Source organism: Litorimonas sp. WD9-15 (assembly GCF_050271975.1).
Taxonomy (GTDB): domain Bacteria; phylum Pseudomonadota; class Alphaproteobacteria; order Caulobacterales; family Maricaulaceae; genus Litorimonas.
Map to the genome: position 1 here is coordinate 2,538,053 of NZ_CP189850.1, position 19,967 is coordinate 2,558,019.

21 protein-coding genes are annotated in these 19,967 nt (G+C 54.3%); 9 read left to right on the plus strand and 12 right to left on the minus strand.

Features of this window, described 5'->3' with window-relative positions:
* Positions 1-5: 5 nt before the first annotated feature.
* From ACP9M6_RS11970 to ACP9M6_RS11995, 6 genes are read right to left on the minus strand one after another with little or no spacing between them, the layout of a single operon-like run.
* Positions 6-392: a DUF2237 family protein gene (locus tag ACP9M6_RS11970; protein ID WP_427451394.1), complete on the minus strand. Its 387-nt coding sequence runs from the start codon at positions 390-392 to the stop codon at positions 6-8.
* Positions 389-799, minus strand: a complete 411-nt coding sequence (folB, locus tag ACP9M6_RS11975; RefSeq protein WP_427451396.1) for a dihydroneopterin aldolase — start codon at positions 797-799, stop codon at positions 389-391. The genes ACP9M6_RS11970 and folB overlap by 4 nt, the downstream gene beginning before the upstream one ends.
* A complete protein-coding gene (locus ACP9M6_RS11980) occupies positions 796-1,542 on the minus strand; it encodes an SDR family oxidoreductase (protein WP_427451398.1) in 747 nt (248 codons plus the stop codon). The genes folB and ACP9M6_RS11980 overlap by 4 nt, the downstream gene beginning before the upstream one ends.
* A complete protein-coding gene (locus ACP9M6_RS11985) occupies positions 1,535-1,897 on the minus strand; it encodes a 6-pyruvoyl trahydropterin synthase family protein (RefSeq protein ID WP_427451400.1) in 363 nt (120 codons plus the stop codon). The genes ACP9M6_RS11980 and ACP9M6_RS11985 overlap by 8 nt, the downstream gene beginning before the upstream one ends.
* Positions 1,897-2,865: a calcium/sodium antiporter gene (locus ACP9M6_RS11990; protein ID WP_427451401.1), complete on the minus strand. Its 969-nt coding sequence runs from the start codon at positions 2,863-2,865 to the stop codon at positions 1,897-1,899. Before ACP9M6_RS11990 ends, ACP9M6_RS11985 begins: the two co-directional genes overlap by 1 nt.
* Positions 2,866-2,889: 24 nt before the next feature.
* A complete protein-coding gene (locus ACP9M6_RS11995; RefSeq protein WP_427451403.1) occupies positions 2,890-3,018 on the minus strand; it encodes a hypothetical protein in 129 nt (42 codons plus the stop codon).
* A gap of 216 nt (positions 3,019-3,234) precedes the next feature.
* On the opposite strand from ACP9M6_RS11995, the gene lysM reads away from it, so the two are divergent.
* The gene (gene lysM / locus ACP9M6_RS12000) at positions 3,235-3,690 is read left to right on the plus strand and encodes a peptidoglycan-binding protein LysM (protein WP_427451405.1); all 456 of its coding nucleotides are present in this window, start codon (positions 3,235-3,237) and stop codon (positions 3,688-3,690) included.
* 274 nt (positions 3,691-3,964) lie between these two features.
* Here the strand turns inward: lysM and ACP9M6_RS12005 are convergent, their stop codons facing one another.
* Positions 3,965-4,393, minus strand: a complete 429-nt coding sequence (locus ACP9M6_RS12005) for a DUF6491 family protein (protein WP_427451407.1) — start codon at positions 4,391-4,393, stop codon at positions 3,965-3,967.
* Between the two features lie 47 nt (positions 4,394-4,440).
* Between ACP9M6_RS12005 and alr the strand changes: the two genes are divergently transcribed.
* Both alr and ACP9M6_RS12015 read left to right on the plus strand, forming a co-directional pair.
* A complete protein-coding gene (gene alr, locus ACP9M6_RS12010) occupies positions 4,441-5,616 on the plus strand; it encodes an alanine racemase (RefSeq protein WP_427451409.1) in 1,176 nt (391 codons plus the stop codon).
* Between the two features lie 65 nt (positions 5,617-5,681).
* Complete coding sequence (locus tag ACP9M6_RS12015) at positions 5,682-7,091, plus strand: DUF2254 domain-containing protein (protein WP_427451411.1); 1,410 nt, start codon at positions 5,682-5,684, stop codon at positions 7,089-7,091.
* Here ACP9M6_RS12015 and ACP9M6_RS12020 read toward each other — a convergent pair.
* The 3 genes from ACP9M6_RS12020 to ACP9M6_RS12030 are packed head-to-tail and all read right to left on the minus strand — an operon-like array spanning position 7,088 to position 10,989.
* Complete coding sequence (locus ACP9M6_RS12020; RefSeq protein WP_427451413.1) at positions 7,088-7,615, minus strand: penicillin acylase family protein; 528 nt, start codon at positions 7,613-7,615, stop codon at positions 7,088-7,090. The genes ACP9M6_RS12015 and ACP9M6_RS12020 overlap by 4 nt on opposite strands.
* Before the next feature lie 31 nt (positions 7,616-7,646).
* The gene (locus ACP9M6_RS12025) at positions 7,647-9,272 is read right to left on the minus strand and encodes a penicillin acylase family protein (RefSeq protein ID WP_427451415.1); all 1,626 of its coding nucleotides are present in this window, start codon (positions 9,270-9,272) and stop codon (positions 7,647-7,649) included.
* Positions 9,273-9,303: 31 nt separating this feature from the next.
* The gene (locus tag ACP9M6_RS12030; RefSeq protein WP_427451417.1) at positions 9,304-10,989 is read right to left on the minus strand and encodes a putative 2OG-Fe(II) oxygenase; all 1,686 of its coding nucleotides are present in this window, start codon (positions 10,987-10,989) and stop codon (positions 9,304-9,306) included.
* 116 nt (positions 10,990-11,105) lie between these two features.
* Between ACP9M6_RS12030 and ACP9M6_RS12035 the strand changes: the two genes are divergently transcribed.
* From ACP9M6_RS12035 to ACP9M6_RS12055, 5 genes are read left to right on the plus strand one after another with little or no spacing between them, the layout of a single operon-like run.
* Positions 11,106-11,810: a DUF533 domain-containing protein gene (locus tag ACP9M6_RS12035; RefSeq protein WP_427451419.1), complete on the plus strand. Its 705-nt coding sequence runs from the start codon at positions 11,106-11,108 to the stop codon at positions 11,808-11,810.
* Positions 11,810-12,184, plus strand: coding sequence for a Kazal-type serine protease inhibitor domain-containing protein (locus ACP9M6_RS12040; protein ID WP_427451421.1), 375 nt, complete (start codon positions 11,810-11,812; stop codon positions 12,182-12,184). The genes ACP9M6_RS12035 and ACP9M6_RS12040 overlap by 1 nt, the downstream gene beginning before the upstream one ends.
* The gene (locus tag ACP9M6_RS12045) at positions 12,181-12,669 is read left to right on the plus strand and encodes a cupin domain-containing protein (RefSeq protein ID WP_427451423.1); all 489 of its coding nucleotides are present in this window, start codon (positions 12,181-12,183) and stop codon (positions 12,667-12,669) included. Before ACP9M6_RS12040 ends, ACP9M6_RS12045 begins: the two co-directional genes overlap by 4 nt.
* A 49-nt stretch (positions 12,670-12,718) precedes the next feature.
* Positions 12,719-13,906, plus strand: a complete 1,188-nt coding sequence (locus ACP9M6_RS12050; protein WP_427451425.1) for a vWA domain-containing protein — start codon at positions 12,719-12,721, stop codon at positions 13,904-13,906.
* Positions 13,907-13,946: 40 nt separating this feature from the next.
* Complete coding sequence (locus tag ACP9M6_RS12055) at positions 13,947-14,489, plus strand: FKBP-type peptidyl-prolyl cis-trans isomerase (protein ID WP_427451427.1); 543 nt, start codon at positions 13,947-13,949, stop codon at positions 14,487-14,489.
* A 57-nt stretch (positions 14,490-14,546) separates the two neighbouring features.
* Here ACP9M6_RS12055 and ACP9M6_RS12060 read toward each other — a convergent pair whose 3' ends face one another.
* Positions 14,547-15,926, minus strand: coding sequence for a VWA domain-containing protein (locus tag ACP9M6_RS12060; protein ID WP_427451429.1), 1,380 nt, complete (start codon positions 15,924-15,926; stop codon positions 14,547-14,549).
* Positions 15,927-16,151: 225 nt separating this feature from the next.
* Entirely contained in the window at positions 16,152-19,007 is a 2,856-nt protein-coding gene (locus tag ACP9M6_RS12065) for a M16 family metallopeptidase (protein WP_427451431.1), read from the minus strand.
* A gap of 111 nt (positions 19,008-19,118) precedes the next feature.
* Here ACP9M6_RS12065 and ACP9M6_RS12070 point away from each other — a divergent pair, with 111 nt between their 5' ends.
* Positions 19,119-19,898: an HAD-IB family phosphatase gene (locus tag ACP9M6_RS12070; RefSeq protein WP_427451433.1), complete on the plus strand. Its 780-nt coding sequence runs from the start codon at positions 19,119-19,121 to the stop codon at positions 19,896-19,898.
* Positions 19,899-19,967: the final 69 nt, after the last annotated feature.

Sequence of the window (19,967 nt, forward strand, 5' to 3'; positions counted from 1 at the left end):
CTTAGTTAGGGTGTCTCAACCGGATGCGCAAACTGTTGAAACGTCTCAAGCGGCACGCGTTCCAGTGCCATTTGGTGCGTGGCTTCCAGCACAACCTTTGGCGCTTTACCCACGGCATGGGCTTCCTTCCACCGCTCCAAGCAGAGACACCAACGGTCGCCGGCCATCAATCCGGGGAAGCGATATTCCGGTCGCGGCGTGGAGAGGTCATTGCCTTTGGCTTTCGAGAACGCGAGAAAGTCCTCCGTCATAATTGCGCAAACCAAATGTCGCCCGCGATCGGCGGATTGCGTCTCGCAACACCCATCCCGAAACCACCCCGTCATCGGGTCGGTCGAACAGGTCTGCAGCGGCGTGCCGAGGATATTGAGGGAGTTTAGACGGGAGGTCATCGTGTTTTCACGACCTCCACACCTGCAGTGTCGGCTTTCAGTAGCGCTTGCGGCTTTGCGATGCGCACGGCGACGGATTGGACGCGTTTGTCCGCAGAGAGTGCCCAGTCCGCGATGCGCTCGGCTAACGTTTCGACGAGTTGGACATGGGCTTCTAAGGCCAGTTCCTCGCATTTTTCCGCGACCAGACCGTAATCGAGTGTTTCGGCGAGGCGGTCTTCCTTGGGCAGGTTCATATCCGCCATGTCGAGTTCGACGTCGATTATGATCGGCTGGGTCGATTCATATTCATGGGGATGCACACCGATACTGGCCTGTATCAGCAAGCCGCGCACAAAGATGCGCGTCGAGACGGGCAGCGCTTTCCGCGAACGGAAACGTTGCAACATAGTTTTACGGTCGCTCATGAGACAGCCCCTCCAAAGGCGAGATCGGGTGTTTGCCAGACGAGATGCTGTCCCCCATCCACGGCGATCATCTGTCCCGTGACGGCTTTCGCGCCCAACAGGTAACGCACGGCGTGGAGGATGGTGTCAGGCGGACTACCCTCGCCCAGCAATGTGGATTTGGCTTCGGCGGAGAATTCGCCCTCTTCCTGTTCGGTATTTTCCAGCGTCGGGCCGGGACCGACGCCATTGACGCGCACAGTCGGTGCAAAACTCTGCGCCATGGTTTTTGTCGCCCAATAGAGTCCCGCCTTGGCAAGACTATATGTGAAAAATTGTGGATTGGGTTTGAGGACGCGTTGGTCGATCATGTTGATGATGCACCCGCCAGCGTCTGCCTGCGCCGCGAAATCCGCAGAGAGACGCAGCGGTGCGTCGAGATTGACCGCGCGGTGGTAATCCAATGTCGCGGTCGTAAAATCCTCCGCGCTATCCTGTGCAAAGGTCGAGGCATTATTGATGAGCGCGTGAAGCGGTCTGCCGCAGCGCTCAATGAGGCTATTGACCTCTTGCGGGACCGAGAGATTAGCTTTGACGATCGAGGTAGAACCACCCGCAGCGATAATCTCGTCCGCAAGAGACTGTGCGCCCGCCTCGCTCCGCAAATAATGAATGCAAATGTGCCATCCATCCTTGGCGAGGCCCCGCGCGATATGCGCACCAACCCGCGCGCCCGCGCCGGTTATCAGGACAGATTTACCCATAAACGCGCGCCCGCTCGCCGCAGCTGGGACGTCCGACTTCGACGCAGGATAATCCGGGGAGTTTCGGAGCGAGCCGTTCGAATATCCACGCCGCAATCTGTTCCAGCGCGGGTTGGTCCAGCCCGTCAATCTCGTTCAATAGCGAGTGATCGAGAGGTTCGACAACAGAGTTTATAATTTGCTCAATCTTCCAGAGATCGCGGATCCAACCCTTCTCATCCTGCGGATCGCCGGAGATCGTCACTGTGCCCTTGAAGCTGTGACCGTGGATTTTCTTGAACAGGTCATTCGCGTCCGCATGGCCGAAATAATGGGCCGCTTCGAACTGGAAATCTTTTTCAATCTCGAACCGCATCACATCATGCGGGCGGCAACCGCCAGAATATAGAGGATGTAAGCGACGGTGAAGATAACACCTGTTTTACGCCCAATCGGCTTGCGCGTCAGGACGAAGGCCAGCAGGACAAAGGACGAGACGAGCATAACCCAGAAATCGAAAACCTTCAGCGTATCATCAATCATGATCGGCCCCGCCAGAGCCGACGCACCGAGCACGGCAAAGACATTGAATACATTCGACCCCAACACACCGCCAATGGCGACTTCCGGATGTCCGCGATAGGTTGCGATCACAACGGTCGCGATTTCCGGCAGAGAAGTCCCGATTGCAACAATTGTCAGACCGACGATTGTTTCTGAAACGCCAAAACCTTCGGCAATAATCACAGCGTTATTGACAATCAGCGATCCCCCACCAATCAGACCGATGAGACCGAGAATAAGGTAAATTACCGATTTCCAAACATTGGTCGGAAGTCCGTCTTCGCCCTCATCAATCTCGGTCATTTCTTCGAGAATGGGGTCATCCGCGCCTGCTTTTGCGAGGCGGAACATATAGCCAAGATAAAAGATTATTCCGCCAAAAAGGATCGCGCCCTGCCACAGAACCATTGGGTTTCCGAGGAATGCGAGTACAATAAAAAGGATTGACGCAAAAAGCGCTATAAAGCTGTTCCGCGCCACGCCCGCCATGTTTGTCGGTATGGCGAGAATTAACGCGGGCAGACCCAACGCCAGAAGCACATTGGCGATGTTCGATCCGACGACATTACCCGCCGCCAAATCCCCCTGCCCCATCAGAGCAGCCTGTACACCCACCACCATTTCCGGTGCGGACGTACCAAACGCCACAATTGTGAGCCCGACGATAAGTGCAGGCACACCCCAGTGCCGCGCCAGCGCCGCAGCGCCGCGTACCATGATATCCCCGGCCACAATCAAAATGACCAAGCCAATGGTAAGAAGAAGAAAAGCGGTTAGCATGAGCAAATGCCCTGAAAATCAGGCTTAATCGAAACGCTTATATTCTAAGAGATTCAGACCGCCAAATGCGAGGGCAATAAATGCGAATGCAAAGAGTGCCGGATCCATGTTGAACAAACCGAAAATGGAAATGCCCGCTTGAATGAGTGCCATAACGTGACCTTTAAAATTATCTGCCCGTCCAAACCGGGTATATTCCGCCGTGCTATAGCGAGGTCGAGGCCAAACGCCAAGCCTTGTTACGGGTCGGATGCAGGGTCATTCACCGCGCTGTCAGGGAATAAATTGGAACTTTCCATTAGTGTCAATTGTTGTAGCATCACTGCAAGACTGGGACGGAATGTCTCAGCTAAATGAAAAGGACCTAATATGTTTGGAATGATTCCGTTTGCAAAAGCCGCCGGTAAGGCGATGGGTGGACTTTTCGGAGGCAAAGACGCCAAGGAAAAGTTGAAAAAAGAAGTTGAAGATTACGGCCTGAATACAGACGGCGTTGACATTGACGTCGCCGAAGACGGTGTAGTGACCGTCAAAGGCGAAGCCGTTTCGCAGGAAATGAAAGAAAAAATCATCCTTGCTGTCGGCAATGTCGAAGGTGTGGGCGGCGTGAAAGACGAAGCCAAATCCGGTCTGGGCGGTCGCGAATCGCAATTCCACACGGTTGTATCCGGCGACTCCCTCTCCGCGATCTCCAAGAAATATTACGGCACGTGGAAACTCTATCCGGAAATTTTTGAGGCGAATAAGCCAATGCTCTCTGATCCGGACAAAATCTATCCGGGCCAAGTGCTTCGCATTCCGGCCATCAGCACGGCCAGCGCATAAGAGTAAAGGCGGACGCTTCGGCGTCCGTTTTCATTTGAGGGCCTAGAAAAGACAAAGCCGCACTGTCTGGTCAAGAGAGAGAAAAACCAGACAGCCACGGCCTTGCTGCGCGTTACCGTTGACCTTTACGCCAGATCTCGTGCCAGAGTTCTGCAGCGGTCAATCCGGACAAGGAGAGAGAGTGTCGCCGGACGGTATGCACGGCTGTTACCGCGCATATGTGTTATTAAGTTACGTTGGTTGAATGCAATCTGAACAGCGAGCGTAATTTCGCTCACTTTTCCGTGACGGGAGGCTGGTCCTCAGCGTCCTCATTCCACCTGTAAATCGCATGGACAGGACAAGTATCAATCCTTTGCGGAACACCGGAAAGAGGCGCTGACACCGTGTCACTCACGAAAATATTTCCCATATCGCGGAGGCAGCCCCGGTTACCCGTTCGAATGCTCTGCGCGCGACTTAAAAGCGGGCAGCCCCGGATCATCAGGAGAAATTCATCCGATGCCCCGCGTGTCAGAACCACGCTATCGCGGCCATTCTCTCGAAATCGGTCAATCTGGCGAGAGAAGCAAATCTCTTCAACCTGTTCTCCAACGCGGACATCTTCCAGTAATATCGCCCGGCGCGCATCTGCTTTTGAAGGCCCCGAACTGGCGCAATTCATTAACAACAACCCCGACAAAATAATCAGTGTCTTTTGCATTGCACTCTCCTGTTTCTGTGGCCGCACAAACAGTCTAAGGGCGCTCTATGTCAAACAACAAATCATTTTCTCATCAGCCCAGCTACTCCACCCGTCCAACCCTACGGGTCGATCTCGCGCAGATTCGTGCGAATTATGATGCGTTAAAAAACAAAGTTGGCGCGGCGAAGATTGGCGCATCCGTGAAAGCGGATGCTTATGGCCTAGGCGCTGTACCTGTCGCAAAGGCACTTTACGGCGCAGGCTGTCGGATTTTCTTTGTCGCAACGGCGGGCGAAGGCAAATTACTGCGCGACGGTGTCGGACCGAATGCCGCAATCTATATTCTCAATGGCCCCGCCCCGCGCGACAAAGGCGTCTTACTGGGTGCGAAGCTCAAACCTGTCATCAACTCGATGGAACAGGCCCGCTTCTGGGGCGAGGTCGCGGAAAGCGTGAATGAGCCGCCCTACACGGCCATTCACATCGATACAGGGATGAACCGCCTCGGCCTCTCGCATGAGGACGCGGTTGAGTTGGGCCGTGATAAACGGCTTTGGAAAGCCCTCAATCCGGAATGGGTGATGAGCCATCTGGCCTGCGCTTCGGATGCAGCTCATCCGATGAATAAGACCCAATTGCAAAAATTCCGCAAAGCCGCGGCGCAACTCCCCCTCACCCCGCTCAGCCTCGCCAATACGGCGGGAATCTATCTCGGCAAGCCCTATCATTTCCAAATGGTCCGGCCTGGGATTGGGCTTTACGGCGGAGTCGCGACGAATAAGCCGGGGCAGGAAGTTTCCACCCCCGTCGCCACGCTCCTCGCGCCTATCCTGCAAGTCCGTTGGGTTAAGGCGGGTGAGACACTAGGATATAATGCGACCTTCACCGCACCGCGCGACATGCGGATTGCGATTGTCGGGGCAGGCTATGCGGATGGCATACCCGTCAATGAGAGCAATCGTGGCACAGCTATCCTGCACGATGAGGAAGTCCCGATTGTCGGCCGCGTCAGTATGGACCTGACGATGATCGACGCAACCAATGCCAATCTGGCCGTCGAAGTCGGCGGCGTCGTGATCTTCCGCGGGAAACATCTGGAAGCCGAAGCCAAAAGCGCGGGCACAATCAATTATGAATTGCTCGTTCGCATGGGCCAGCGCTGCCGCCGCGATTATTGGAAGCCGAAAAAAACGGATGAGGGTAAAAAGCCCGGCAAGCCAATGGAACGATTCACAAACTGACAGGTTAGATTTCCTGCGACGGTGCACGCTGGCGCAAGCCTTGTAACCGTGTCAAAGACTGTCTTATGAACGCTCGCCTTATTAAACTCTGGAACGACCTTCAGAGCAGTTATTATTTTATTCCTGGCCTAATGGTGCTGGGTGCCATCCTTCTTGCGGTTATCACAACACATATCGACCGCATCTGGGATTATGCGCTCGCAAAAAACCTAGGCTGGTTTTACTCCAATAAAGCTGATGGGGCGCGGGCGATCCTTACAACGATTGCGGGCTCCATGATGACCGTCGCCGCCGTCACATTCTCCATCACCATGGTCGCGGTAACGAGCGCCGCCGGACAATACGGCCCGCGCCTAATCGGGAATTTCATGCGGGACCGCGCCAATCAGGTGACGCTCGGCACGTTTACCTCGACCTTTGTCTATTGCCTGCTCATCCTACGCGTGGCGCGGACGGGAGATAGTACGGGCGCAGAAGACGCCATTACCGAATTTGTGCCCAATGTCTCGCTGCTAGTGGCGATGGTGCTGACAATTTTTAGCGTCGGTGTCATGATTTTCTTCATTCACCACATCCCTGAAACGCTCAACGTTGGGAATATAACGGGCAATGTCGGGCGTAAATTGCGCAAGGAAATTCACGCAAGGTTTCCAAGCCATATTGGCGAAGCCGAGGACGATATACCGACAAAAGACGAGATAAACGCGCTATTCGAAAATAAAATCCGTCACGATGTTTATGGTGAAGCCGAAGGCTATATTCAGGCCGTGAATGAGAATGCCATCCTGAACTGGGCGAAAGAGCATAAAGCGATCGTGCGGCTTCAATACCGACCGGGAGATTTCACCGTCAAAGGCAATAGTCTGATGCATGTCTGGTTTGACAAAGAAGATGATATTGAACTCAAAGACCAAGCGCTGAAATCATTGCGCGGCACCTATGCCATGGGACAGGATCGGAATTCGCACCAGAACATCCTTTTCCTCGCCGATGAATTGGTGGAAATTCTGGCGCGCGCACTCTCGCCCGGCATCAACGATCCTTTCACCGCGATCAATTGCATTAATTGGTTTCACAGCGCGATGAACGCACTACAATCCGTTGCACCGCCCAACCCCATTCGACGGGATGATGACGGCTCACCCCGCGTTGTGGCTTTCCCCGTGTCGTTTGAGCGTTTCGTCAGTGTCATGTTCGATCAGAGCCGCCCCTATGTCGCCGCAGACCGGAATGTTTGCGTGAAAATGCTGACCGTGCTGACCGAAATTACCGCCAACTGTAAAACGCCAGAACAGCGTGAGATCATGATGGATCAGATCGAGAAACTGAAACTCGCGATAAAAGACCGGCTTCTCTCGAAAGAAGAACGGGACGATCTCGGAAAACGGTTCGACACATCTGCACGGATGATTTCTGATCGCGCCTATTATGACGAAATGATTGCATCTGAATCTTGGGGTGGCGGTCGGGCTTAGTCGGCCGTCCCTTGTCCCGGGCGATAATCCCGTGTCGCCTCTTTCAGTACAGCCTCCAGCGTCATCGCGACAGGTTTATATCCCCCATTAGCAAAGAGTTCGACCTGATCAGCATAATGCGGCGAGGTCTCGTCCAGCGTTGCACTGCCATAATTATGGATGGAGTCGACACGTAGACTGCCATCGGGTGCCCAATCGGCAATGAAAATATGGCTGTCCCCGGCAAACGCATTCATGACGCCGTCCTTGGCAACGCCGTCCCGGTCCGCATAGATGGCGCGCAAAACGTCCGGCGCACCGTCCAGTGGCACGCTGACATCCCCGCGCACAATGCGGTTGACCTCACCCCATTCGGGATCAAGCCGTCCGAATTTTTCCATGAGGTCATTCGCCGTCTGCGCCAGCGCCTCCATCGGATCAGCTTCAGTTTCGATATATTCATAGCCGAGCGCCCGCGTTCCGGTGATCACGGCGAGGGCCGCACCCTGGCTGGATTTTGATGTATCCCCGTCCCAGTTTCGCAAAATTTCCTGTGCCTGTTGGATGAGCGGGTCATCAGAACTCTGTTGTCACGAGTTCGACGACAAATTTCATCAATGTGCTCTCTGGCGCATATTTCGCATCGGCACGATAGGCGAGCAGTTCTTCGCGGGTGATAGAGCTGTCGTCCTCAATCAGGGTCAGAGCGCGTCGGGAACGGTTCGTGACGCGGTCCTCTATCCCGAAAGTGCTCGAGAACGCCGCGCGATCATTATTGCAGGCCGCGTCCGTAATCGCGAAAGGCGTGGCATTGGCGGAGAATACCCAGCCACAATCCGGATTCCAGAGTTGGGGTAGATCAGAGGTCGGGCGGAAATCATCCCAGATCAGCTCGGATTTATCTCCGGGAAGGATCTCTTCCCATTCCGGCCCCTCAATCCGACGCGGCATGCGGGCATTGTAGACGCTGCCAATATTGCCCTCTTTATCGCCGTAAACGATATTAAACGAGAGGACACCGCGCGCTTTCACAGCCTCGCGCCACTCCCCCATATTCGTCGCTTTATTCATCGCCAGCCATTGGTCCAGCGCACCGAGATTCTGGACAGGACCGCCCTCTTCGAGTCGCGCCATACCCGCATAGCGCAAGGCGTAATGGCCGCTCGGTGTTGACAGGACGGGGCCATGTTCGGACCAGAGGACATCCCGCGTCACGGGCAGGGAAAACGGTCCTGCCAGTTTCACACGGAATTTGGATTTGGAACGGTCAAAATCCGTCCACTCCCCATCCAACATATATTGTGTCGGCTTTGTCTCATCATCGACTTCAAGCGCGTAAATATCGATCAGGTCCGGGCGATTGACCGTATGGGTCCAGGCCAGATTGGGTGTCACGCCCTGCGCCATAATCGGCACACCCGGGAATGTTGCGCCCAAAGTGTTCATGCCGTCCTCGCTCACCAAATGCGCTTCATACCACGCATAGGGGCCCGTCAGCGGTTGATGCGAATTGCCGACCAAACGCGTATGCCCATCGGCAGAGCGTGACGGTGCGACGGCAAAAGCGTTTGATCCGCGCACGGCCTCCGGCAATCCAAGCTCAGAGGATTGCTGCGCCCAAGGCGAGACATTGGGGCGGTCCTCCGCCGCGAAGAGGTCCTGTAAATATCCGTCAAGACGGTAGAAAAACGGCGTCGCCCACGCAAACCCTGCGAGAACGTCCTGCTCTGTGACAGGCATCACGCCGGGTAAAACCTCATCCGGATGTTCCGCCCCGTAAAGATTCATCGCCGCCGCATATCCCCGCGCTATGGCCTGCGCCTCGGCGCTAACTTCGGTGGCATATCCTGCCGCGACGCTCTCTTTCACCTTGAACAGGTCATAGAGATAATCCTGCGGTGCGGTCGCCTTCCCCTTATATTGCGAGGTCATACCCCTCGCGGCGATAAGGGTATCCTGTATCGTCGCAAAATCATCCTCGGCATGGGCATAGCCAAAACCAAAAGCCGTATCGGCATCCGTCACGCCGAAAATATGCGGCACACCATAAGCATCGCGGATAATCCGCGCATCATAGGATTCAGCCGCAGTTTTTGCCGCTGCCGCATCAAAATGCGGTCCCGCAGGCGTCCGCAGATAAAGCGCCCCGCCAATTGCGGTGAGAACAACCAGCGCACCCGCGCCATAAAGCCATTTTTTCATGGGACAGCCATTCCGCTCTTACGGTTAAAAATCAAGGGACTTGCACGTCAAACGCCACCGTCATGCGCTTGCCGATATTGAAGGGCCGCGTCCCGTGATAAAGTGTGCTGGGAAAGAGCGCGAGATGTCCGACTTGCGGTTTCAATTCATGTAAGGATGGAAGATCGAGCCGCATATCCGGCGAAGCCTGCCCAAGTTCGAGCCAGCCTTCTTTTAAATTTCCTCCTGCGCCCAGATCGTCGGGGAGGATGAGATAGCAGGCCGATGACAGCAGACCTTCCGGATGCAGATGCGGCGCGTGATGGGCCGTGCCTTTTAAAAAGCGGACGGACCACGACCCGAAAAGCCTCCAATCCGCATCACGATGTCGTAAAAGCGGGTGCGTTTCGTCCGCAGGCGGCAAGGCATTCCGATAGGTCTCAAGCGTCGCGAGGATCGCTTTGTGTAGGGCTTTCAACTCCGGCTCATAGCGATCAAATAACCGGGCTCGCGTCTGCGTGCCACCCTTACGCAAGGACTGCCCAAGCGGGTGATGCGACGTGTCATGTATCTTGTTCAGGACCTTCATCGCTTTTGGGAGAACCCGATCAGCATTGTGCAAAGGCAGGAATTGCACGAGACCGTCCTGCCCGTGCAACCAGTCATGCCGCGCGTCCGCCGTCTTACGCCAAATTATGTCACGCAGCGCCCAAGCGTCGATATTCCAAGGCTGCAAGGCGAAAGCCTTGTTGAGCACGTTATCTGCGCGGGAAAAGTCTTTTTGTCGGACCCAATGGGTGGCTTCCAAACTGTGGCGGGTGGCGTGGTCATATTCCAGCGTTGCCCAGATAGCCTCTGCACGTGCGTCTTGCCCCGCGATGCCCGCCTGCATAGCTTCCAGCATGGCAAAATAGGGATCGTCCGGAAACCGCTTACGGGCTTTAGCGGCGATGTCTGCGGCCTCCTCTGCCACGCCAAGCGCCCCAAGCTGACGGCAATGCTCCCTCGGAATATTTGGATCATCAGGCAAACGTTCAGCGGCCATATGAAAGGGCGCGTCAAAACTCTCGACACCTTCGCCAAGGTTTAATTGCGCTAGAAATTTCAACCCCTCGATCCAGTGCGGAAATTGTTTCACCAATCCTTCGGCGATGTCACGGGCCTCTGCCGACCTGCCTTCTACATCCAGCGCCTGCGCTTTACCCAGCCAGAGTTGGGGGTCGCTCTGGACGGTTAAAGCCTTCTCAAACCGTTTGACGGCATCGGGCTCACCCCGTTCCAAGGCAACACTGGCGCGACCCTGCAAAGCTTTGGGCCGTGTCGGTTCGATTGAAAGCGCCCGGTTATACCACCGCGCGGCATTATCGCGGTCGCCCGCACCCCGTGCCGCATTCGCGCGGGTGGACCAGTAATGCGCATGGCGACGCGCTTTTTTCTCTATGCCTGCCAGTATCCTCAGCGCGTCGTGATATTTTTCCAGCGTTGTCAGCGCGATGGCTTGATCAATGGCGAAATCAAACTCGGCAGGTGCGAGTGCGAAGGCCTGCCCAAAATGCTCAGAGGCGCCCTCTCCATTACCGGATTGCAGCATGAGGCCGCCCGTATGATGCCACAGACTCGGCTCTTTCGGATAGGTTTTCAACGCCTGCGCCAGAACGGCCAATGCGCCAACACTATCGCCGCACTGGTAAGCCTCAGACGCCTTTGCGGTATAGTCCTGTACGGAAAATCCGATCATTTGTGATGTCGCCCTGTTTCCATGTGACAGCCATTTCGTTACTCTCGCTAAAAATCAAGAGGCGTTTGTCACCGCCCCGCCGCGCCGCTATGAATAATCACGCATAGGAGACTCGCATGACCACACCCACCACCGCACAATCGCTCTTGGACCAAATTCTCGGCACAGGGTCCGACCTCGTCAAGAAAGCCAAGACGTCTGACACAGCGGAGCTGACCGCCAAAGGTAAGGCTATGTATAAACAAGCCGAAGATGCGCTCGCGGATAAGCTGGGCGTCGAGGATGATGGAGAGTCACGCAAAAAGCTTCGTATTGGCGCGGCAGCCACGGCAGGCGCATTGGCGCTCCTACTCGGCAATCGGTCCAAGCGGAAATTCGCGGCACTGGGCGGTCTCGGCGCGCTCGGCTTTATTGCCTATAAAGCGCAACAGGCGGGGACGATGCCGAAGAATTTTCAGGATGTCGTTGACCTGTTGAATAATAAGGCACCGTCCAATCGCGCCGATGTTCTCCTCCTCGCCATGGTGCATGCCGCGAAAGCCGATGGCGAAATATCAGACGAGGAAGCCCTGATGCTGGACAGTATTGAAGGTGTGAATGCAGAAGATATCCGAGCCGTCCTCGCAGGCGATGCCGACCCTAAAGCCGTCGCTGCGCAGGTGAAAGACGACCAGACGGCGTTTGAAGTTTATGCCGCGTCCTGTCGGATTGCGAACGGGCTGAACCCACGAGAACGGGACTATCTCGACCGTCTCGCGATGGAACTCAGGCTAGATCCGGAAATCGCAGCGCGGGTTGAGACAGATGTGAGAACGGGCTGATGCGGTTTCTCCTCGTAACCTTTATTGCGCTCTTCCTAGCGGCATGCGCGGCCTCAGAGCCACCCGTCACCGACGTCAACCAACCTCACTTGCCGCCACCCGCCTTCCCGGTAAGTAGCCCAACAGAGGGTCAAAGCTGTGGCGGAATGGTTGCTACTCCCGGACCGGAATGCGACGACGGCGAATATTGCCACCGGACAATGGCGGACCAATGCGGCGCGGCCGATGCGCCGGGCATTTGTCGCCCAATGCCCGAAATGTGCACCATGGATTACAATCCCGTCTGTGGCTGCGACGGACAGACCTATTCCAATGAATGCGCCGCCAATGCCAAAGGTGTTAGCGCGGCCTATGCCGGAGAATGTACATCATGAAATATCTCGTTCTGACGGGCGCACTCGCCCTCACCGCCTGCGCGCCTGCCGCCCATGATCACGACCATGACAACATTGAGAATATGGCGGGCGAGTCCGCCATCCTCTCCCAATCCGATGTATCGGAAGATATCGCGTCTTGGGGCAGTTTCTTCCCTTATTTCACAGAAGAAACGCACGTATTGAAACCCGTGCTCGTCGGCGTGGCCAAGATAGATGCCGGACAGGAAATCCATCCCCCTCACCGTCACGCGGATGAGGAATATCTCATGGTCACGAAAGGCCGGGGGACATGGTATCTCAATGGCGAGGAAAGCCCTGCCAATGAAGGCGACATCCTCTTTGCCCGTGCCTGGGATTATCACGGCGTAAAAGCTGCGCCGGACAGTCCACTGGAATTTGTCGTGTTTAAATATTCGGGGCAGGACGGGCATGCGCCGAAAGACCCGAACCCGGAATTGCCGGAAGAGTTGGGCGGGGAGTAGAGCCGCAATTCCTCGTTTCGTTTCCAATCGAACCTGTTAGACAAAGCTCATGTTCCATCATTTCTTTTCCGAGCTCCGCCGCGCCAAAGTCCCCGTTTCCATTCGGGAATATCTGACGCTTTTGGAAGGTATTGAGAAAGATGTGCCGAGCGAAAGCCTCGACGGCTTTTACTACCTCTCCCGCACGGCGTTGGTCAAAGATGAGCGGGATTTGGATAAGTTTGATCAGGTCTTCTCTCACGTCTTTCGCGGCGTCGATTATCTCGGAGATATTTTCGGGCAGGATGATGCCAACATTCCCGCCGACTGGCTCAAGAAAATGGCGGAGCTTCATCTCACACCTGAAGAGATGGCAGAAATCGAAGCGCTGGGTGATTTCGACAAGATCATGGAAGCCCTGAAAGAAAGGCTCGACAATCAGGACAAGCGCCATGAGGGCGGGAATAAGAATATCGGCACAGCGGGGAAATCCCCCTTCGGCGCTTATGGCTATAATCCCGAAGGCGTCCGTATCGGCCAGAAGGAAGGCCGCCACGGCAAAGCCGTGAAAGTCTGGGACAAGCGGGTCTTCAAAAACCTTGACGGAGACCGGGAAATCGGGACGCGCAATATCAAGGTCGCTCTGCGCCGTCTGCGCAAATTCGCCCGCGACGGGGCTGCGGATGAATTGGATCTGGCAGGCACAATTAAAGGCACAGCCAAGCAGGGTTGGCTCGACATCAAGATGCGGCCCGAACGTCGTAACGCCGTCAAAGTCATGGCCTTTTTCGATATTGGCGGATCCATGGACGGCCATATAAAACAGGTCGAAGAACTCTTCTCTGCCGCGCGGTCAGAATTTAAACGGTTAGAATATTTCTACTTCCACAACTGTCTCTATGAGCAGGTCTGGAAAGATAATGTGCGCCGGATGAGCGAGGTCACGCCGACCTGGGATGTGTTCCACAAATTCGGCAGCGACCACCGCGTCGTGATTGTCGGCGATGCCGCGATGAGCCCTTACGAAATCGCGATGCGCGGCGGCTCGGTCGAGCATTGGAACGAGGAAGCCGGCGCGGTCTGGCTGCAACGGCTCGTCGATATTTATCCGCATCTCGTCTGGATCAACCCGACGGAAGAAAAATACTGGGCCTATTCGCAATCGACCAAAATGATACAGGATATTATCGGCCCGGACCGGATGTATCCCATGACCCTGACCGGCCTTGAGGCCGCGATGAAGGAACTCGCGCGTTAGGTCGCGTGTTTAAAATACAGATTATCAAAGGAGAATTTGAATGAGACAGTATTTACTGATCGGGGCCGCCGCCGCCCTCGCCGCCTGTTCCGGTGCAAGCGACGGTCCCGTTGACCCTGCCCAAGCCGTTTATGAATGTCCGAAAGATCAATGGCTGGCCAATGCCGATTATGTCGATATCGACAGAATTGAAGCCTCAAATGATTTCGCCGCCTATCACACCGCCAATGCCCAGCGCGAAGGCGTTGTGACGACAGAAAGCGGGTTGCAGTACAAAGTCATTCAGGAAGGCCTGAAAAAAGGCGCAACACCCGTTGGCAGCCAAAAGGTCGAAATGCATTATCACGGATTCTTCCCGGACGGATCTGTCTTTGACAGCTCCATTGAGCGTGACGTCACTATGAACCACAATGCGAATGGTTTTATCGCGGGTTGGAATGAGAGCCTCGCCGATATGAAAGTCTGCGAAGCGCGTATTCTCTATATCCCGGGTGATATCGCCTATGGCCCACGCGGTCGTGGTCAAATTCCACCCAATGCGACGCTGTTATTCCACATGCAGCTCTTGGGCGTCGAACAGTAAAAAAAACAAAGGCCGGGACATTTATCCCGGCCTTTTTACTTTGAATAGGAGTGAGCGTTACGCGGTAATGCGAAGTTCGCTGAGGCTCTCACCGATGGATTTGAAAGCATCATTCAAATCACCTGCATTCTTGGCGTCAAAGAATTTGGAACCGTCCGTTGCACAACGATTGAGCATTTTCTTTGTCGTCGCATCCTTCACATCATAGGCAATCGTGTAGATTGTGACGTCATCCGCTTTCGCTTTCTTACACAGTGTATCCGTCTTTGTGTTGGCCGCGTTAGCGTTGTTTCCATTGTGAAGAATACCCTTCTTGGACAGCGTGTTTTCACCATCTGTCATGACAATCATGATTTTCTCGCGTTTCTTAGCAGGGTTACCAGCATTTGAGCTCAACGGAACTGTTGTGTCCAATGTCCGCCATCCCCAGAGAATACCAGCAGGAAGATATGTCTCGCCTTGGGCTTTTAATCCGGAGATAGAAGACTTCGCCTGTGTCATATTGCTGGACAGGGTTTGCAGTTCAGCTCCGCATGTTACGTTCATGAGGCCGGGAATTTTACGGCTGTCATAGGCCGGACGCTCATCATAGCCATTCTCACGAGATCCGACGCAACCTTTCCAAGTCGCTTTGGATGTTGGTGTGTAACAACTCTTATAGGGCTGACCATATGTGTTATCACATTTGGTGTAGGAGCAATCATAGGACACGCCGTCATTTTTGCATGTGCGTTGCACGCGCCGACAATTCGAGCGCGACACGACTTTGCGTTTCATCTTACAGACTTGTGGACCCGTTGTGCTGGAATCCTGCGGGACATCCAGCCACTTGGCATTTCGACGGGATAAACCGACATTCACATATTGCGAAAACGGGACGACGGAGACGCGAAGATTCTCATTATCGAGCTCGTCAAAAGTTTTCACGAGGTTTCCTGCTGCGGATTTCAGATTTGAAAGCTTGCTGCCATTCATTGAGAATGTCGTATCCAGAACAAAGGCAACATCCATCGCTTTATCCGCAAATATGGCGCTGGACGTGACGCCCACATCCATATTGGTAGTCTTGAAAATACCTGTAAAATACGTGTCGATATTATTTTTTGACTGAACGATAACACGGTCCCCGTCACGCTTAATACTCTCAATAACGATCCGCTCACCTGTCTTGCTTGGATATGTTGCATCATAAAGGGCTTGGGCCGTGGCTTGTAACTTGGCCTCGCTATCCAAGGATTTATCTTTCGCCGCCATAAGCGCGATAGCATCGGTCGTATCCTGCAAACGCTGTTTTGCGAAATAGGCGTTCGATACATCAACCGAAATAGCCAAGCCCGCGACAATCGCAAAAACTGTCATGGCAAACATAATGGCAACATTTCCGTCCTTTTTAGAACGGTAGTCGGCCGCGATATGATTAAGGGTCCGTTTCATCATCCACATCCTTATTTGACCTCTTTGCCCAAAATGGGACGGTGAGGTCGCGATATGGGAGGGGTGTTGCACCCACTCTGCCAAGAGGGGAAGTTGTAGCAGGATGAAACAGATTGGTATTTTTTATGGTTAAAATCAGGTTAAAAACTAAGAGAAGGTGACTAAAAAGGGTTATTTTTCCGTCACTTCTTCAATCTTGCAAAGGTTAAGCCAGATTTTACCTTTGACTCATTCTTCCGGTAAAATCTGGATCTCTATGGAATTGGCATCAACAAAGACCTGTTTCGCAACAGGTTTTAGATCCGCCAGTGTCATGGATTGATACACCTCGTCCCGCGTCCGGAAACGGGCGATATCTTCCGGATCGGTTTGAGCTTGTGAGAGCACGCTCATCCATAGGGAATTGCTCTCAAGACTCGTTTCCAAGGACTCCAGAACGGGTTTTATGGCGCGGTCAAAGACATCTTGCTCAATTTCACCACGTTCAAACTCGGCCGCCACTTCCCGGATTTTCTCGGCCATGAGATCAATCTTATCCGGCGAGACTTCGATTTGTGCGCCGATATATCCGAAGCCCTTATAAAGGCGCGAGCCGGTCTGGGACACGCCTGGGGAATAGGTCGCCCCCTCCTCTTCGCGTAGAACTTCCGTCAGGCGAAGATCGAACATATTAGAGACCATCTGAGTGTGTCGCAAGAGCACCACATCCGTCGCGTCTGCTGCGGGCCAGTAGATATAAAGCCGCGCCGTCTGGGCATCTCCCGCATGGGAGAGCAAGATCGGGCGTTTCGAGCCGTCCGGGAAAGAAACTTTGGTCAAAGCCGGGTCAGGTTCAAAGACGGTAAGCGGGCGCTCCGGCAGGGCGCCAAAACTTGCCGCGACGGCCTCAATCAATTCGTCTTCATCAATATCCCCGACAGCTGTAATTTCGATAGAGCCGCCCAAGACATTGGCCTCCATCCAGTTCCGGATGAGATCCATATCGACATCCAAGAGGTCCGCCTCGGACGGGAAACCCCAACGTTTATCCCCACTGCGCAGGATACGCCCAATATCGCGGCTCGCCACGCCGCCCGGTGTGCTATCCAGAGTCGGATACCAAGACCGGATATATTTATCATATTGCGCTTGCGCTTCCGGACGGTAGCCCGGATCAGTTGCGTAAGCCGCCATGAGCTTCATCTGTAAATCCAGGTCATCCGGCGTTGTAGAGCCTGAAAGTGTCATCGCCGTATCAGAAAATCCGCGACGCACGCCGACCGAACGGCCTGCCATGAGGGTCGAGATATCATCGACTTTGTGCTGCCCCAAACCGGAGAGCGAGAGCATGTTTTGCGTGTAGACTTCAAATCCCGGTGCAATGTCCGTGGGTGCGGAGAGCATCCCTGCCCCGATACGGGCCGACAGACGGATGACATTGTCCTCATAGGGCGTTTTTTTGATATTCAGACGGACATTATTGTCGAATGTGATGAGTGTCGCATCAATGTCGTCAATTCGGGAGCGCTTAGCGACTGTTCCGGGCGTGCCGAAATCATCATAGGCAAATTCAAGCTTCGCTTCTTCCGCACGCGGGGCAACATCCACAGCCCGGGTCGCGGCGAAAGCGGCTTCCAGTTTGGTTTCGCCGTCTTCAATCAAGTCCGAAGTCTGGAGGTAGAGTTGCGGCGCATCTGCCAAGCCGTCCCACGCCTCGCGGAAGGCCGCTTCAACGGCCTCTAATGTGATCTCTGACTTATACCCCAAGAATCGCTCCAGATTACTCTCGGGTGTCGTGACAACGCGCTCACTGGAAAAAGACCCTAGAATAGACCGCGCGAGACTTGGCGTCCGGCGCGTAGGTGAGGTCTGAACTGAGACTTTCAGAGAATTTTCGAGATTGGCGAGCTGCTCGTCCAATTCCGCCTGCGTGAACCCATATTGCAGGGCACGCCGAAGTGCCTGTTCCCCCTGTGCGAGTCCCGCTTCCCAGTTTTCAGGTTGCGTGCTGATGCTCAAAGACGAAATCTCTCCGGCATCGAAGAAATTCGATGTCCCAACACCCGCGCCGATAAAGGCGGCGTCCTCTGTCCGGGCGAGCTTGCCCAAACGGCGGTTGAGAATGGAATTTCCGAGGCTTTCGATCAGTCCTTCCTTGCGTGTCGTCAGTAAATCGGGCTCAGGCGTGAAAGGTTTGACCAAATTGACAGAAACACTCGTCTGGATTTCCGGATCGGAATAAACGCGACTGCGAGGGGCGGTTAGAGCCGCAGAGTTGATTTCGACGCTGACCCCGGGTTCCACGCCCTCCGGTGCTCGCCAGTCGCCGAAAAATTCTTCAATCTTTTGAACGGCATAGTCAGATTCAAAATCGCCCACTAATGTGACAAATGTGTTTTCAGGGCGATACCAAGCAGAGTAAAACTCGCGGAACTGTTCAGGCGTGACGGTCTGGATGGTTTCCTCTGTCCCAATGGGCAAGCGATCCGGCAGGATTGTATGTCCGGCGAGGAAATCGAGTTGATCCAGAAAAGCGCGGAAGCCGGGATTGGACCGCGCGCGTCGCTCCGCCTGAATGACACCCCGCTCCCGCTCAATCGCGTCGGGGGCAAGCGTCAGGCGTTCCGCTGTTTCGCGCATAATTCCTAATGTTACGTCCAACATTTCTTCGGAGACATCCGGCAGTTCAAGCGAGTAAATGGTTTCATCGAAACTGGTGGAGGCATTTGTGTCTGCGCCGAAGGCCAAACCGAAGCGCTCTAACTGCTTGGTCATCTCGCCCTCTTCTATATTTTCCGAACCGTTAAAGGCCATGTGCTCTAAGAAATGGGCGAGACCGCGCGTTTCTTCAGTCTCGTTCAGTGACCCCGTATCAATCCGCATCAGCAGGGTCGCGGTTTTGGTGGGGGTTGCATTGGACCGGACGGCATAGCGCAATCCATTGGGCAATTTACCATATGTGACGGCCTCATCCACGGCGAGGTCTGATGCCTCTTGCGCGAAATCAGGATTTTCCACTCTCACGGGTGCATCTCTCGCACCGGAACAGGCGATCAGGGTCAAAGAGGCGATAAGAGAAACCGTTCGAAGTAATCCTGTGCGCATGAGGCATCCTATTCTTAAATGCGGTAAATAAGATGACCGCTCTGACCTGCGTTGCGGGTGGGGGCAAGATGGAAATCACAGCCCTTCTCCACAGGCATCCTAAAGGAGGGCGTGGAACTTCCGGATGTTTTAGGTCTTTATAAAGGACAAGACCCGCGCCGCCTTGAACTGTGTGTCCGGTTCCCGCAACCTATAATCGACAGAGATGAAAAGGCCCAAATGTCCGAATCCCCTACAAATGTAGTGTCACAGAAAAACGCTGACCACGAGATTGTCGCCTTCGATTTTGACGGCACAATTACGACGAAAGACACGTTTGCACTGTTTTTACGCTATTATGCAGGGACACCGCGATGGCTAGGGAATATCGCACGACTGATGCCGACATTTATCTCTTACAAGCTGGGCCGTATTGATCGCCATGCCGTGAAAGCTGCCGTTGTGCACCGGTTTTTCGCGGGTAGATCAATTGAAAGAATCGAATCAATGGCGGAAAGTTTCGCGAGAGACGTGATACCTCGCTATATTCGTCCCGCCGCACTAGCGCATGTGAAGGCGAAATTAGCAGATGCGAATATAGGCCCTGATTCATTATATATGTGCAGTGCTTCTATCGGTCCGTATTTACGATACTGGGCGCGTTCAACTGGCATTCATCCTGCACACGTCATGGCAACTGAGTTAGAATCGGACGGAGCTACGGCTTCCGGGGGGCTAAAAGGATATAATGTATGGGGAGCCAACAAGGTTCGCCGCATTTTTGACCAATTTGCGCCTCAATCCGTGAAAATATTGGAGGCTTACGGAGATACTAGGGGAGATTGGGAGATGTTACACGCCGCAGAGGCGTCTTACTTCCGACCTTTTCGCGTGTCGCCAATTAGCAATTGAATTACTTTCTCGAGAGTTTAAGAGGAAGTTAACGTCCTGAATCCGTCGTCCGGCGGAGAATGAGACAAT

What these genes read in the sequence shown, in the direction of transcription:
- ACP9M6_RS11970 (WP_427451394.1), bottom strand. Translation starts at nt 392, where the DNA reads ATGACCTCCCGTCTAAACTCCCTCAATATCCTCGGCACGCCGCTGCAG.
- folB (WP_427451396.1), bottom strand. Translation starts at nt 799, where the DNA reads ATGAGCGACCGTAAAACTATGTTGCAACGTTTCCGTTCGCGGAAAGCG.
- ACP9M6_RS11980 (WP_427451398.1), bottom strand. Translation starts at nt 1,542, where the DNA reads ATGGGTAAATCTGTCCTGATAACCGGCGCGGGCGCGCGGGTTGGTGCG.
- ACP9M6_RS11985 (WP_427451400.1), bottom strand. Translation starts at nt 1,897, where the DNA reads ATGCGGTTCGAGATTGAAAAAGATTTCCAGTTCGAAGCGGCCCATTAT.
- ACP9M6_RS11990 (WP_427451401.1), bottom strand. Translation starts at nt 2,865, where the DNA reads ATGCTAACCGCTTTTCTTCTTCTTACCATTGGCTTGGTCATTTTGATT.
- ACP9M6_RS11995 (WP_427451403.1), bottom strand. Translation starts at nt 3,018, where the DNA reads ATGGCACTCATTCAAGCGGGCATTTCCATTTTCGGTTTGTTCAACATG.
- lysM (WP_427451405.1), top strand. Translation starts at nt 3,235, where the DNA reads ATGTTTGGAATGATTCCGTTTGCAAAAGCCGCCGGTAAGGCGATGGGT.
- ACP9M6_RS12005 (WP_427451407.1), bottom strand. Translation starts at nt 4,393, where the DNA reads ATGCAAAAGACACTGATTATTTTGTCGGGGTTGTTGTTAATGAATTGC.
- alr (WP_427451409.1), top strand. Translation starts at nt 4,441, where the DNA reads ATGTCAAACAACAAATCATTTTCTCATCAGCCCAGCTACTCCACCCGT.
- ACP9M6_RS12015 (WP_427451411.1), top strand. Translation starts at nt 5,682, where the DNA reads ATGAACGCTCGCCTTATTAAACTCTGGAACGACCTTCAGAGCAGTTAT.
- ACP9M6_RS12025 (WP_427451415.1), bottom strand. Translation starts at nt 9,272, where the DNA reads ATGAAAAAATGGCTTTATGGCGCGGGTGCGCTGGTTGTTCTCACCGCA.
- ACP9M6_RS12030 (WP_427451417.1), bottom strand. Translation starts at nt 10,989, where the DNA reads ATGATCGGATTTTCCGTACAGGACTATACCGCAAAGGCGTCTGAGGCT.
- ACP9M6_RS12035 (WP_427451419.1), top strand. Translation starts at nt 11,106, where the DNA reads ATGACCACACCCACCACCGCACAATCGCTCTTGGACCAAATTCTCGGC.
- ACP9M6_RS12040 (WP_427451421.1), top strand. Translation starts at nt 11,810, where the DNA reads ATGCGGTTTCTCCTCGTAACCTTTATTGCGCTCTTCCTAGCGGCATGC.
- ACP9M6_RS12045 (WP_427451423.1), top strand. Translation starts at nt 12,181, where the DNA reads ATGAAATATCTCGTTCTGACGGGCGCACTCGCCCTCACCGCCTGCGCG.
- ACP9M6_RS12050 (WP_427451425.1), top strand. Translation starts at nt 12,719, where the DNA reads ATGTTCCATCATTTCTTTTCCGAGCTCCGCCGCGCCAAAGTCCCCGTT.
- ACP9M6_RS12055 (WP_427451427.1), top strand. Translation starts at nt 13,947, where the DNA reads ATGAGACAGTATTTACTGATCGGGGCCGCCGCCGCCCTCGCCGCCTGT.
- ACP9M6_RS12060 (WP_427451429.1), bottom strand. Translation starts at nt 15,926, where the DNA reads ATGATGAAACGGACCCTTAATCATATCGCGGCCGACTACCGTTCTAAA.
- ACP9M6_RS12065 (WP_427451431.1), bottom strand. Translation starts at nt 19,007, where the DNA reads ATGCGCACAGGATTACTTCGAACGGTTTCTCTTATCGCCTCTTTGACC.